The organism is Acinetobacter schindleri (assembly GCF_010918895.1).
In the GTDB taxonomy this organism is placed as follows: domain Bacteria; phylum Pseudomonadota; class Gammaproteobacteria; order Pseudomonadales; family Moraxellaceae; genus Acinetobacter; species Acinetobacter schindleri.
Genome location: NZ_CP044483.1, coordinates 16651 through 30975, shown reverse-complemented (window position 1 = coordinate 30975; position 14325 = coordinate 16651). Strand labels below are relative to the sequence as shown.

Annotated in this window: 7 protein-coding genes, 2 tRNA genes, 3 rRNA genes and 1 pseudogene; 5 read left to right on the top strand and 8 right to left on the bottom strand. The window is 43.9% G+C overall.

From position 1 onward, the window contains the following. Positions 1-149: 149 nt before the first annotated feature. The 7 genes and pseudogenes from FSC11_RS00130 to FSC11_RS00100 form a co-directional block, all read right to left on the bottom strand. Positions 150-422: pseudogene (locus FSC11_RS00130) on the bottom strand (aromatic acid/H+ symport family MFS transporter); the annotation flags it as partial. Positions 423-609: 187 nt separating this feature from the next. Further along, a 5S ribosomal RNA gene (rrf, locus tag FSC11_RS00125) occupies positions 610-724 on the bottom strand. 197 nt (positions 725-921) lie between these two features. Beyond that, a 23S ribosomal RNA gene (locus tag FSC11_RS00120) occupies positions 922-3815 on the bottom strand. A 372-nt stretch (positions 3816-4187) separates the two neighbouring features. Then, positions 4188-4263 (bottom strand) — tRNA-Ala (locus FSC11_RS00115). Between the two features lie 44 nt (positions 4264-4307). After that, a tRNA-Ile gene (locus FSC11_RS00110) sits at positions 4308-4384 on the bottom strand. A gap of 61 nt (positions 4385-4445) precedes the next feature. Continuing rightward, a 16S ribosomal RNA gene (locus FSC11_RS00105) occupies positions 4446-5983 on the bottom strand. Together the 16S, 23S and 5S rRNA genes with 2 tRNA genes alongside form the textbook arrangement of a ribosomal RNA operon. Before the next feature lie 428 nt (positions 5984-6411). Beyond that, positions 6412-6984 carry a peptidylprolyl isomerase gene (locus FSC11_RS00100; RefSeq protein ID WP_163164419.1) on the bottom strand — a complete coding sequence of 191 codons (573 nt, stop codon included), beginning with the start codon at positions 6982-6984 and terminating at the stop codon, positions 6412-6414. A gap of 104 nt (positions 6985-7088) precedes the next feature. Between FSC11_RS00100 and FSC11_RS00095 the strand changes: the two genes are divergently transcribed. Then, a complete protein-coding gene (locus tag FSC11_RS00095; protein ID WP_163164417.1) occupies positions 7089-7760 on the top strand; it encodes an acetoacetate decarboxylase family protein in 672 nt (223 codons plus the stop codon). A 71-nt stretch (positions 7761-7831) separates the two neighbouring features. Here the strand turns inward: FSC11_RS00095 and FSC11_RS00090 are convergent, their stop codons facing one another. Continuing rightward, positions 7832-8902, bottom strand: a complete 1071-nt coding sequence (locus FSC11_RS00090) for an alpha/beta hydrolase (protein WP_163164415.1) — start codon at positions 8900-8902, stop codon at positions 7832-7834. Positions 8903-9108: 206 nt separating this feature from the next. On the opposite strand from FSC11_RS00090, the gene FSC11_RS00085 reads away from it, so the two are divergent. The 4 genes from FSC11_RS00085 (at position 9109) to blaOXA (ending at position 14294) form a co-directional block, all read left to right on the top strand. After that, positions 9109-9603: a hypothetical protein gene (locus FSC11_RS00085; RefSeq protein WP_163164413.1), complete on the top strand. Its 495-nt coding sequence runs from the start codon at positions 9109-9111 to the stop codon at positions 9601-9603. A gap of 1109 nt (positions 9604-10712) precedes the next feature. Beyond that, positions 10713-11255 carry a nucleotide exchange factor GrpE gene (gene grpE / locus FSC11_RS00080; RefSeq protein WP_004814040.1) on the top strand — a complete coding sequence of 181 codons (543 nt, stop codon included), beginning with the start codon at positions 10713-10715 and terminating at the stop codon, positions 11253-11255. Positions 11256-11373: 118 nt separating this feature from the next. Beyond that, a complete protein-coding gene (gene dnaK / locus FSC11_RS00075) occupies positions 11374-13314 on the top strand; it encodes a molecular chaperone DnaK (RefSeq protein ID WP_004814038.1) in 1941 nt (646 codons plus the stop codon). Positions 13315-13463: 149 nt separating this feature from the next. Continuing rightward, the gene (gene blaOXA, locus FSC11_RS00070; RefSeq protein WP_163164411.1) at positions 13464-14294 is read left to right on the top strand and encodes an OXA-134 family carbapenem-hydrolyzing class D beta-lactamase; all 831 of its coding nucleotides are present in this window, start codon (positions 13464-13466) and stop codon (positions 14292-14294) included. Positions 14295-14325: the final 31 nt, after the last annotated feature.

Genomic DNA, 14325 nt, shown 5'->3' with positions numbered 1-14325 from the left:
TTTTTAAGTGGGTCTTTTAGTAATTTTTCTAAGCAAGAAATATATTTTGATTTCTAGTAAAAATTATGAATTTAAAGGTTGAAACCCCTTATTTGAAGGGGTTTCAACGTTTTTAAAGATTAAAAATGAATATAAGAACCAGTGGGTCATTAAGCCTTGACAGTTTTAAGCTTCGGCTCTGCCACTGGATCTGCATTTACAACGCGGTCTTTACGCACAATCAGTGATACGGCAATGGCTACAATCACCACTGGTAGGCCAACAGCCATAAAGTTCAACTGATGTGGTAATTCCATACCCAGCAGCATCCCGATCAGGATTGGACCGACAATTGCCCCACTACGCCCTACCGCTGAAGCCCAACCAATACCGGTTGAACGAACAGTTAATGGATAGTATTGCGCCACATAGCTATAAAAAATCCATATTTAATATGGCTGGAAGATGAATTTGTGGACATATAAGCTCCAGAAACCTGTTCCAGTATACGCCTGCCCTGCAGATTTTCTGCTATGGGTTTAGATAAAATTTAATATTTGGAGACTTTCTTAAATCTCAGGCATAAAAAAACACCCCCTGTCATTTGACAGGGGGTGTTTTGGAATAATGAGCTGGCGATGACTTACTCTCACATGGGTAATCCCACACTACCATCAGCGCTAAGAGGTTTCACTTCTGAGTTCGGGAAGGGATCAGGTGGTTCACTCTTGCTATGGTCGCCAGCACAACTGTTTATGGACTTGTTCGGGTCTTATTTAACTGCTTTTGCAGTGTATGCCTTACTTCGTGCCAAATGAGTTATTAACAGCTTATATTTGAGTCGCAGTATATGTTCTAGCGTATTCTGAATCAAGTTTTCGTTTGATCGTTAGATCAATATGAAATCAATTGAGCGTTATACAACAACTGTTTGGGTGTTGTATAGTCAAGCCTCACGAGCAATTAGTATTGGTCAGCTTCACATATCACTATGCTTCCACATCCAACCTATCAACGTCGTAGTCTTCAACGGCTCTTTAGGTGACATAAAGTCACAGGGAAATCTTATCTTGAGGTAGGCTTCCCGCTTAGATGCTTTCAGCGGTTATCCCTTCCGAACATAGCTACCCGGCGATGCGACTGGCGTCACAACCGGTACACCAGAGGTTCGTCCACTCTGGTCCTCTCGTACTAGGAGCAGATCCTCTCAAATTTCCAGCGCCCACGGTAGATAGGGACCGAACTGTCTCACGACGTTCTAAACCCAGCTCGCGTACCTCTTTAAATGGCGAACAGCCATACCCTTGGGACCTGCTTCAGCCCCAGGATGAGATGAGCCGACATCGAGGTGCCAAACACCGCCGTCGATATGAACTCTTGGGCGGTATCAGCCTGTTATCCCCAGAGTACCTTTTATCCGTTGAGCGATGGCCCTTCCATACAGAACCACCGGATCACTAAGACCTACTTTCGTACCTGCTCGACTTGTGGGTCTCGCAGTTAAGCGCGCTTTTGCCTTTATACTCTACGCGTGATTTCCGACCACGCTGAGCGCACCTTCGTACTCCTCCGTTACTCTTTAGGAGGAGACCGCCCCAGTCAAACTACCCACCAGACATGGTCCTCGTCCCGGATAACGGGACAGAGTTAGAACCTCAATATTACCAGGGTGGTATTTCAAGGACGGCTCCATCGCAACTAGCGTCGCGACTTCAAAGCCTCCCACCTATCCTACACAAGTAAGATCAAAGTTCAATGTCAAGCTGCAGTAAAGGTTCACGGGGTCTTTCCGTCTAGCCGCGGGTACACCGCATCTTCACGGCGATTTCGATTTCACTGAGCCTCTGCTGGAGACAGCGCCCCCATCATTATGCCATTCGTGCAGGTCGGAACTTACCCGACAAGGAATTTCGCTACCTTAGGACCGTTATAGTTACGGCCGCCGTTTACTGGGGCTTCGATCAATAGCTTCGCTTGCGCTAACCACATCAATTAACCTTCCAGCACCGGGCAGGCATCACACCCTATACGTCCACTTTCGTGTTTGCAGAGTGCTATGTTTTTAATAAACAGTTGCAGGGGCCTGGTTTCTGAGGCTGCCAACAGCTCAAGGAGCAAGTCCTATCACCGCCGGCAGCGTACCTTCTCCCGAAGTTACGGTACCATTTTGCCTAGTTCCTTCAGCAGAGTTCTCTCAAGCGCTTTGGTCTACTCGACCTGACCACCTGTGTCGGTTTCGGGTACGATTCCTGTTTAACTGAAGCTTAGAGACTTTTCCTGGAAGTATGGTATCAGCCACTTCACTGTACAAGTACAGCTTGCTATCAGTTCTCAGCATAGAGTACCCCGGATTTGCCTAAGATACATGCCTACAACCTTCCACCTGGACAACCAACGCCAGGCTGACTTAACCTTCTCCGTCCTCTCATCGCATTAAACAGAAGTATTGGAATATTAACCAATTTCCCATCGACTACGCCTCTCGGCCTCGCCTTAGGGGTCGACTCACCCAGCCCCGATTAACGTTGGACTGGAACCCTTGGTCTTTCAGCGAGCGGGTTTTTCACCCGCTTTGTCGTTACTCACGTCAGCATTCGCACTTCTGATACCTCCAGCAGACTTCTCAATCCACCTTCATCGGCTTACAGAACGCTCCCCTACCACTTACACTAATGTGTAAATCCGCAGCTTCGGCATATAGTTTTAGCCCCGTTACATCTTCCGCGCAGGCCGACTCGACTAGTGAGCTATTACGCTTTCTTTAAAGGGTGGCTGCTTCTAAGCCAACCTCCTAGCTGTCTATGCCTTCCCACATCGTTTCCCACTTAACTATAATTTAGGGGCCTTAGCTGGCGGTCTGGATTGTTTTCCTCTTGACTACGGACGTTAGCACCCGCAGTCTGTCTCCCGGATAGTACTCATTGGTATTCGGAGTTTGCATCGGTTTGGTAAGTCGGGATGACCCCCTAGCCGAAACAGTGCTCTACCCCCAATGGTATTCGTCCGAGGCGCTACCTAAATAGCTTTCGGGGAGAACCAGCTATCACCGAGTTTGATTAGCCTTTCACCCCTATCCACAAGTCATCCCCTGGCTTTTCAACGACAGTGGGTTCGGTCCTCCAGTCAGTGTTACCTAACCTTCAACCTGCTCATGGATAGATCACCCGGTTTCGGGTCTATACCCAGCAACTAAACGCCCTATTAAGACTCGGTTTCCCTACGGCTCCCCTATACGGTTAACCTTGCTACTGAATATAAGTCGCTGACCCATTATACAAAAGGTACGCAGTCACCAAACAAGTTGGCTCCCACTGCTTGTATGCATGCGGTTTCAGGATCTATTTCACTCCCCTCACAGGGGTTCTTTTCGCCTTTCCCTCACGGTACTGGTTCACTATCGGTCAGTCAGGAGTATTTAGCCTTGGAGGATGGTCCCCCCATATTCAGACAAGGTTTCACGTGCCTCGCCCTACTCGACATCATCATATCAGCCCTTTCGTGTACAGGACTATCACCCACTATGGTTGCACTTCCCAGAGCATTCCACTAAAACTGATATGACTTAATGGGCTGTTCCCCGTTCGCTCGCCGCTACTGAGGGAATCTCAATTGATTTCTTTTCCTAGAGGTACTGAGATGTTTCACTTCCCTCCGTTCGCCTCGTATGACTATGTATTCATCATACGATACCTGGCTTATACCAGGTGGGTTTCCCCATTCAGACATCTCCGGATCACAGGATATTTGCCGCCTCCCCGGAGCTTTTCGCAGGCTATCACGTCTTTCTTCGCCTCTGACTGCCAAGGCATCCACCACATGCACTTAATTACTTGACTATACAACCCCAAACAGTCGCTAGTACCTACAAGTAGTACTATCAACATTACAGTTTAGAGCTTCGTGAACTTAATCACTGTACAGCTTCAATTAGATTCATATACCAAAACGCTTGATTCAGTTTAATCGCTAGAACTCATTTCATCCAACTTTCACAATTGCTTGTTAGGTTGTTTAAAACGAGTTTGAACAAATTATTTCAACTCAAATATATTCTGTTAATGATTCACTGTATCCTCGTCGGATTACAGTCAACTGTGATAAATCACAGAGCTTAATAACAATGCCGCGTATTATACGCAACTTAATCACTAAGCTCTATAAGCTATCAGTTCGTTTGCTTAATGTTTAACTCATTGCATCGCAATGAGTGGTGGAGACTAGGAGAGTCGAACTCCTGACCTCCTGCGTGCAAAGCAGGCGCTCTACCAACTAAGCTAAGTCCCCAGCTTATCATATAGGATTCAATGTTCTGATTTTCTGTTTGCAGATGGTGGGTCTGACAAGACTTGAACTTGTGACCCCACGCTTATCAAGCGTGTGCTCTAACCAACTGAGCTACAGACCCTCAGATACATCGTCATGAAGAACAACTTGTTGTGGATTCTTACCAATCGTCAATCTTTCGTTAAGGAGGTGATCCAGCCGCAGGTTCCCCTACGGCTACCTTGTTACGACTTCACCCCAGTCATCGGCCACACCGTGGTAAGCGTCCTCCTTGCGGTTAGACTACCTACTTCTGGTGCAACAAACTCCCATGGTGTGACGGGCGGTGTGTACAAGGCCCGGGAACGTATTCACCGCGGCATTCTGATCCGCGATTACTAGCGATTCCGACTTCACGCAGTCGAGTTGCAGACTGCGATCCGGACTACGATCGGCTTTTTGAGATTAGCATCCTCTCGCGAGGTAGCAACCCTTTGTACCGACCATTGTAGCACGTGTGTAGCCCTGGCCGTAAGGGCCATGATGACTTGACGTCGTCCCCGCCTTCCTCCAGTTTGTCACTGGCAGTATCCTTAAAGTTCCCGGCATTACCCGCTGGCAAATAAGGAAAAGGGTTGCGCTCGTTGCGGGACTTAACCCAACATCTCACGACACGAGCTGACGACAGCCATGCAGCACCTGTATCTAAGTTCCCGAAGGCACCAATCCATCTCTGGAAAGTTCTTAGTATGTCAAGGCCAGGTAAGGTTCTTCGCGTTGCATCGAATTAAACCACATGCTCCACCGCTTGTGCGGGCCCCCGTCAATTCATTTGAGTTTTAGTCTTGCGACCGTACTCCCCAGGCGGTCTACTTATCGCGTTAGCTGCGCCACTAAAGCCTCAAAGGCCCCAACGGCTAGTAGACATCGTTTACGGCATGGACTACCAGGGTATCTAATCCTGTTTGCTCCCCATGCTTTCGTACCTCAGCGTCAGTATTAGGCCAGATGGCTGCCTTCGCCATCGGTATTCCTCCAGATCTCTACGCATTTCACCGCTACACCTGGAATTCTACCATCCTCTCCCATACTCTAGCTTTCCAGTATCGAATGCAATTCCTAAGTTAAGCTCAGGGATTTCACATCCGACTTAAAAAGCCGCCTACGCACGCTTTACGCCCAGTAAATCCGATTAACGCTCGCACCCTCTGTATTACCGCGGCTGCTGGCACAGAGTTAGCCGGTGCTTATTCTGCGAGTAACGTCCACTCACTTTAGGTATTAACTAAAGGAGCCTCCTCCTCGCTTAAAGTGCTTTACAACCAAAAGGCCTTCTTCACACACGCGGCATGGCTGGATCAGGCTTCCGCCCATTGTCCAATATTCCCCACTGCTGCCTCCCGTAGGAGTCTGGGCCGTGTCTCAGTCCCAGTGTGGCGGATCATCCTCTCAGACCCGCTACAGATCGTCGCCTTGGTAGGCCTTTACCCCACCAACTAGCTAATCCGACTTAGGCTCATCTATTAGCGCAAGGTCCGAAGATCCCCTGCTTTCCCCCGTAGGGCGTATGCGGTATTAGCGTTCCTTTCGGAACGTTGTCCCCCACTAATAGGCAGATTCCTAAGCATTACTCACCCGTCCGCCGCTAGGTCAGTTACCGAAGTAACCTCCCCCGCTCGACTTGCATGTGTTAAGCCTGCCGCCAGCGTTCAATCTGAGCCATGATCAAACTCTTCAGTTTAAAATCAATAGTGCTTTATTCAAAACACCAAATCTGGCTCATCAATTTTCTGACATCAATTTCTCAAATAAACTTCGAGTAATTTCTACCATCAATCAATGAAAATAATTTCGATCAATCAACCAGTAAAAATCCACACAAGTTGTTCTTCATAATCTCTTAATGATCTTTCTAACACCTCGTCAGTGCCAGAAGCTGGACTCAAAACACCGGATAACTCAGCGTCTCGCTTCGTTCATCACCGTGTATCTCGTCGGTATGGGTGCATTATAGGGCAATTTCCTACACGTGCAAGTGCTTTTCACTGACACAAATCATGAGTGTACTATTTTTATGCACCAATATGGATCATTTTTATTCTATTATTCACATAACCACATGATTATAAAATAAAAATAACCGTAAAAGATTTCTACATCATTTTTTACTTATTTTTGCGGGCTTGCTGTTTTAATGCTCACACTATTAATAATAATTGGTTTTAGCGGCACATTTTGATGCATTCCATAGTTGGCAGTTGGAACACCAGCAATTTTATCAATCACATCCATGCCTTTAGTTACTTTACCAAATACTGCATAACCCGCATTCATAGGAGAACGGTTCAAAAAGTTATTATCGACCAGGTTCACAAAGAACTGGGAACGGGCTGAATCTGGCTGGTTCATACGGGCCATGGCTAAAGTGCCACGTGTATTGCTTAAACCATTATAAGATTCATTCTTAATAGTTGACTTATTATTTGGCTTTTCCACCATATTCGCATCAAAGCCGCCACCCTGTACCATAAAACCTGGAATCACCCGGTGAAAAATGGTGCCTTTATAGAAGTTGTCTTTTATATAGTCTTCAAAGTTTTTGGCAGAGATCGGTGCTTTATCATTATAAAGCTCAATTTCGATATTCCCCATAGAAGTTTTCATTTCAACTATGGAATTGGCCGCCAGTGCTGGTAAAGCTAAAGCTGTTAAAGCTATTGCATATAATGGTTTTTTTAACATTTTTTAACTCATCTACTCAGAAGTAAGGGTTGAGAATCAAGCTATATTAATCTTTGATACCCATTAATGCATTACCCTAACCGACCAATTACAAGAGAATAATAATGAACGTGCATCGTTTGCAGGAGAAAAATATTCATCAGTTTCCTCCCTGGCATTTACAGGGAGAGGGTTTTATTTTGAATTATTGGATTACACCTCACTTTATCCGTGAATCTCGGAATTTTGGAATTGCTCCTTCTCCGCTGGGCCGTGTTGTACAAGTTATGCTGGTACGTTATCACCATTCTCCTGTAGGTCCTTATGACGAGCTACTGATTATGGACCATCCTTTAATAAGTCGAAGACATCTGTCTACTATTCCAAAGATTTATGTTTCTACGCATGAATCTATTGTTCACGGTCAGCACTTATGGGGGATACCGAAGGAATACGCAGAATTTGAATGGCAGGAACAAGGACAGGAAGTCATTTGTCGAATCACTCATCAAGGGCAAAACATGACTGTTCTTCTGAAGAAATCTAAATCATCACGTTCCTTCTATTTAAATAGCTATCATCTTCCAACATCCATGTTAAAGATTCGACAAACTTGGAAATCGTCACATTATCAGTTTAGCCCGCAATTCAGAGGCTATCTATCCAAACTCGCTCAGGTAGAGTGGCAAAATACTCAATCGATTTTCCCGGATTTTTCCCGCGCTAAATATATACAAAGCTTTTATGTACCTAAATTCAATCTGATCTTTCCCGAAGCCAAGGTACATAAAAAGTAAAAACAGGTGTTTCACGTGAAACACCTTAATTGAGATTTGATTTATTACTCTATATAGATAGAGAGCTATTTTTAACTATGCTTATCCCAGAACTTACGGAAGTGTTTACTCATTTCAATTACATTCTTTTTGGCGCGTCTTGAAATACTGGTCAAATTAATAAAACCATGCGTCTGATCGGTATAATCATGATAATGCACTTTCGCTCCATGCTGACGCAACTTATGTGCATAAATAGCCCCTTCATCATGCAACACATCATGACCAGCAGTAATCAGATAAGTCGGTGGTAAATTTTTCAGGTTGCCATAGGTCGGTGAAATGAGTGGATCATCCAATGCAATTTCATGTCGTTCCACATAATGATAAGTCACCAGTTCGATATCACCATCAGTGAGTACCAGACCATCTTTATAAGCAAAATAGGAAGGATGACGGCTTTTAAAGTCCATGGCTGGATAAAGCAGTAACTGGGCCTGAGGTACATAAACCTTGTCTGCACTGCGCTGAGCTACAACTGCTGCTAAATTGCCACCCGCACTGTCTCCTGCGACTGCAATGCGTTTTTTTAGAATTCTGAGCTGCTGGCTGTGTTGATGCGCCCATGCCAATGCATCTTCGCAAACTTGAACAATTTGTGAAGGATGATGTTCTGGCGCCAAAGGATAAGCGACACTTAATACTTGGGCATGCGCGTGTTGGGCCAACAAACGACAATATTCATCATGTGTATCCAGACTGCCAATCAGGAAGCCTCCTCCATGATAAAATATAATTAAAGGCAACTTTTTAGCTGGAGCTGGGTGATAGTGACGTGCTTGTACGATGCCACTGTGCAAGGGTAACTGAATATCTTCAACCTGGCGAATAGCAGTCGGTTTGGATTTTAGCAATCGCATGCTTTGTTCAAAGAAAATACGTGACTGCGCGATATCTTCTCTGACTATTCCAGTTTTGCCCTGTTTTAACTGCACGGCCATCAGACATTTTACAAAGGGATCCAGTTCAGGATAGTGGTAAGGATAATCCAGGCTTCTGACTATTCTTTCCTGAGCAATTTTAGGTAATCGGTCCAGCAGACGCGCTGCCACCCCTTGCCCCTTATCCATCATAGCCTGTAATTGCTGACTCGATATCACCATAGCTTCCCATCCTTATTCGCTTAATTCTTCATATTTTCTACATGATCAGGGTGTATTTTGACCATATTCTTATATAAGTGCCCACATCGACATACAAATTTAGGCAGATCAATAAGCTAATCTCATTTTATCCCCCTGTCATTGACAATTTAAGCTGCTGTTTAGGCGCAAATTGTAGGATTGACCTTAACAAGGAGTGCTCACCTATGGCTGGAAAACTGATATTCGTATCAATTGCGACGAGCTTATTGGCTGTAGGTTGTGTCGCATTCCCTGAAGATGACTATTATGACGGACGTTATAATAGAGCTTATGACTATCGCTATGACCGCGATTACCGTTATGACAACCGTTATGATCGGCAGCGTTGGGAATATGAACAGCAACGACGTTTACAGCAGGAACGTCGCCGAACTGAACTGGAACGTCAGCGACTAGAGCAACAGCGACGCCAGTTAAATGATCAACGTAGAAAACAGATTGAGTTGGATCACAGACGTCAGCAGGAACGCCAGCGTATTGAACAGCAACGCAAAAAAATCAGTAGCAGCCAAGCGGCTAGAAACCGAGCCGAGGCAGAGCGTAAAAAGCGTGTACAGCAGACAGATACACGTCGCCGAGCAGCTGAACAGCAGCAACGACGTAAAGCTGAACACAACCGAAATAAACGTGTCAAACGCTGGCAGGAATCACGTCGCTAGAATAGTAAGATTAATCTAAAAAGTTGAAAGCGACTTAAACGGCCACTGATCCAGATAAGTTTCATCTATAAAAAAGCCCGATCTCGGGTTTTTTTAATGTCTTTATGAACAGAAATAGATGTTAGATAGCTATTATAGAATAAAACCCCTGAAGCGTATTTCTTTAGGGGTTTTATAGGGTTGTGTTTAAACGAACATCCTCTCGTTTATATGCTTCTCAGCAAATTTTTAAGAACTTCCTGTTCTCGATAAATCAATATTAGGCTGATTCGAGCATCTAACAAAGTAGATATTGTCCTGAATCCTTGTAGGCTTTAACTTACAGCTTTTCTATAAGTAACTGATCACTAGAATGTGAGAAGAAAATTAATAAATTTTACGCAAAAAAAAAGCTTATCTAGAGAGGATAAGCTTGAAAAACACATTTCAAAATAAGAAGAAACTACAGCGATAGAATCTGAAACGAATAATACGAAGTTGATCATTTTTTGTGAAATACTTTATTGCTTAGTTATTAATCGCTTTTATGTCTAAAAAACAGTCAATATAAACATTCAGGCAAAAAAATAGCTGAGTCTTGGGGTATTCAGCTATAAAAGAGTAAAACGAATCAGGAACAGTAACCTAGTTCGGCTCTCTCCTTCTGAACCAGGTCACTGTTGATAAAGCTATGATGGTGCTTTTGATTTAACTTTTAAAACAGATAAATATTATTATTTATATCTAAAAATACGATTAAAAATTTTTCTGATTAAAAACATTCTTTTAATGAATGATTTATTTTCTAAAAACTAATTTAAGTACTTATACATTCATCTCTCATCTAATTACTAAGATCAAAACTAACTAAAAATTCTGAGGTTTTTATCTTCAAAACAGAGAAATTGTCTGCTTTTTCTCATTTCAATCCAGTTTGGAATAACAGAAACACAGCCTTTTGCAATAAATCTTAAAATTAATCACTCATTTCGCTTGAATTTTGAAGCCCAGCCCCGACTTCTTTATGTAATTAAGAACTTCCCAAATCATGGCAGTTCAGCATTCACGCAGTTAGCACTGATACCGAAGGACTGTACATGTTTAAGAACCCATTTAAACGGAGTAAATCAATGGCGACTGAGCAAAACGATCAAGCTCAAGAACTTGAGCAAGAGCAAACGGAACAACAAACAGCTCAAGCTGAACCTGAACAAGCTGAAGTTACCGTTGAGTCTTTACAGGAACAAATCGCACAGCTTGAAGGCGATTTAAAACTGGAAAAAGCACGTACTGCAAATGCCGTATATGAGGCACAAAAAAGTGTAGAACGCATTCAGCGCGAATCAGAAAAGCATAAAGATACTGTTTTGGAAAAGTTCTCTAAAGAGCTGTTAGAAACTGTAGATAACCTGGAACGTGCAATTCTCGCTGCGGGTGAAGAACAAGGCCCGTTACGGGAAGGCGTAGAACTAACCTTAAAAGGTTTACTGACAACATTAGAAAAATTTGGTGTGGTCGTAGTTGATACCGAGAATGGTTTTAATGCCGAGTTACATCAGGCAGTTGGTATTGCACCAGATACCAAAGCCAATGAGATCGGTACAGTCTTGCAAAAAGGCTATGCCCTGAACGGCCGTTTATTACGTCCTGCCATGGTCATGGTTGGCGCTTAAGCCAAATAAATTCGGGAGTTTGTGAAATTTTTCAAAAAATTTACTTGAAAAAAATCGAACGGCTCTCATATCGGATAACAAGTGTAAATCACAAAAAAATTTTAGAGGAAACATCCAAATGGCTAAAATCATTGGTATTGACTTAGGTACTACAAACTCATGTGTTGCAGTACTTGAAGGCGACAAAGTTAAAGTTATCGAAAACGCTGAAGGCGCACGTACAACTCCATCTATTATTGCGTACAAAGATGGTGAAATTCTGGTTGGTCAATCAGCTAAACGCCAAGCGGTAACGAACCCTAAAAACACATTATTCGCGATTAAACGTCTGATCGGTCGTCGTTATGAAGACCAGGCAGTACAAAAAGATATCGGTCTGGTGCCTTATAAAATCCTGAAAGCTGACAATGGCGATGCTTGGGTTGAAGTAAACGATAAGAAACTTGCACCACAACAGATCTCTGCAGAAGTTCTGAAAAAAATGAAGAAAACTGCAGAAGACTATCTGGGTGAAACAGTGACTGAAGCGGTGATTACTGTTCCTGCTTACTTCAATGATGCACAACGTCAAGCTACCAAAGACGCGGGCCGAATTGCAGGCTTGGAAGTTAAACGTATCATCAACGAACCAACCGCTGCTGCACTTGCGTTCGGTATGGACAAGAAAGAAGGTGACCGTAAAGTTGCTGTATACGACTTGGGTGGTGGTACTTTCGACGTATCAATCATTGAAATTGCTGACCTTGATGGCGACCAGCAAATTGAAGTATTGTCGACTAACGGTGATACTTTCCTGGGTGGTGAAGACTTCGATAACGCGTTGATCGACTATCTGGTTGAAGAGTTCAAGAAAGAACAAAACGTGAATCTGAAAAACGATCCACTTGCGTTACAACGTCTGAAAGAAGCTGCTGAAAAAGCAAAAATCGAGCTTTCTTCTTCTAACGCAACTGAAATCAACCTTCCATACATCACTGCAGATGCGACTGGTCCTAAACACTTAGTGATCAACGTTACTCGTGCAAAACTTGAAGGTTTGGTTGCTGACCTGGTTGCGCGTACGATTGAGCCTTGCCGTATTGCACTTAAAGATGCTGGTCTTTCGACTTCTGACATCTCTGACGTGATCCTGGTGGGTGGTCAGTCTCGTATGCCAATGGTTCAACAGAAAGTTCAAGAATTCTTCGGTCGTGAGCCACGTAAAGACGTGAACCCTGACGAAGCGGTAGCAATGGGTGCTGCGATTCAAGGTGCAGTATTGTCTGGTGACAAAACTGACGTACTTCTGCTTGATGTAACGCCTTTAACACTTGGTATTGAAACCATGGGTGGTGTGTTGACTCCAATCATCGAGAAAAACACCACGATTCCTGCGAAAAAATCGCAAGTGTTCTCAACTGCTGCGGACAACCAGCCTGCTGTAGACATTTCGGTTTACCAAGGTGAACGTAAAATGGCGCAGCAAAACAAATTGTTGGGTAATTTCCAGTTAGGTGACATCCCACCAGCTCCACGTGGTGTGCCACAAATTGAAGTATCGTTCGACATCAACGCCGATGGTATCTTGAAAGTATCTGCAAAAGACAAGAGCACTGGTAAAGAGCAATCTATCCAGATCAAAGCAAACTCAGGTTTGTCTGATGCTGAAATCGAAGCAATGATCAAAGATGCTGAAGCGAATGCTGAAGAAGACCGTAAGTTTGAAGAGCTGGCTAAAGCACGTAACGAAGCGGATGCCTTGGTTTCTTCTGCTCAAAAAGCAGTGAAAGATCTTGGTGAACAAGTGACTGCTGACGAAAAAACTGCAATCGAAACTGCAGTGTCTGAGTTAGAAGCATCAACTAAAGAAAATGATGTAGAAGCGATCAAAGCGAAAACTGAAGCGCTGCAAAATATCATCATGCCGATTACTCAACGTGCTTATGAAGCAGCTCAAGGCCAAGGCGGTGCGCAAGGTTTTGATCCAAATGCTTTCCAGGGCGGTGAAGGTCAACAACAAAAAGCGGATGACGGCGTTGTAGATGCTGAGTTCACTGAAGTGAAAGATGATAAAAAATAATTTGTCAGCTTAAGCTTAAAAAAAACCGCGCGAAAGCGCGGTTTTTTTATGCCTAAACTTGAAGGAATAAATGGAAAATAACCAAAATTGGATCGTATTTTCAGGCAAAGCTGTTTAAGTTAAATCAAATATTAAAATATCCTGAACTTATGAAAATTCTGATTTTACTGCCTTTACTCAGTTGCTTGGGCCTGACGGCGTGTAGCCTGCCCGTTTCATCTTCCCCATCTCAAAGCACTTCAACTCAATCTACCCAAGCCATTGCCCAATTATTTGATCAGGCGCAAAGCGCAGGTGTTTTAGTGATTCAGCGTGATCAACAGATACAGGTCTATGGCAATGATTTAAGCCGTGTAGATACCGAATATGTTCCCGCCTCTACTTTTAAAATGCTCAATGCCCTGATTGGCCTGCAACATGGCAAAGCCACAACCAATGAAATTTTTAAATGGGATGGCAAGAAACGCAGTTTTGCAGCCTGGGAAAAAGACATGACTCTCGGCCAAGCCATGCAAGCTTCTGCTGTACCGGTCTATCAGGAACTGGCACGTCGCATTGGTCTGGAATTAATGCAACAGGAAGTGCAACGCATCCAATTTGGTAATCAGCAGATTGGTCAGCATATCGACAACTTCTGGTTGGTCGGACCTTTGAAAGTTACTCCAAAACAGGAAGTCAAATTTGCCTCTGCGCTTGCTCAAGAGCAACTTGCCTTTGATCCTCAAGTCCAGCAACAAGTCAAAGCCATGTTACTGTTACAGGAACGACAAGCTTATCGCCTATATGCCAAATCCGGTTGGGGTATGGATGTAGAGCCGCAAGTCGGCTGGCTCACCGGCTGGGTTGAAACACCTCAGGACGAAATCGTGGCATTTTCACTGAATATGCAGATGCAAAGTAATATGGATCCGGCGATCCGCCTTAAAATTTTGCAGCAGGCCTTGGCCGAATTAGGGCTTTATCCAAAAGCTGAAGGGTAACGTAAATAGGCATGGGAAAAATACCAAATTT

What these genes read in the sequence shown, in the direction of transcription:
- FSC11_RS00085 (WP_163164413.1), top strand. Translation starts at nt 9,109, where the DNA reads ATGGCTGGAAAACTGATATTCGTATCAATTGCGACGAGCTTATTGGCT.
- blaOXA (WP_163164411.1), top strand. Translation starts at nt 13,464, where the DNA reads ATGAAAATTCTGATTTTACTGCCTTTACTCAGTTGCTTGGGCCTGACG.
- dnaK (WP_004814038.1), top strand. Translation starts at nt 11,374, where the DNA reads ATGGCTAAAATCATTGGTATTGACTTAGGTACTACAAACTCATGTGTT.
- FSC11_RS00100 (WP_163164419.1), bottom strand. Translation starts at nt 6,984, where the DNA reads ATGTTAAAAAAACCATTATATGCAATAGCTTTAACAGCTTTAGCTTTA.
- grpE (WP_004814040.1), top strand. Translation starts at nt 10,713, where the DNA reads ATGGCGACTGAGCAAAACGATCAAGCTCAAGAACTTGAGCAAGAGCAA.
- FSC11_RS00095 (WP_163164417.1), top strand. Translation starts at nt 7,089, where the DNA reads ATGAACGTGCATCGTTTGCAGGAGAAAAATATTCATCAGTTTCCTCCC.
- FSC11_RS00090 (WP_163164415.1), bottom strand. Translation starts at nt 8,902, where the DNA reads ATGGTGATATCGAGTCAGCAATTACAGGCTATGATGGATAAGGGGCAA.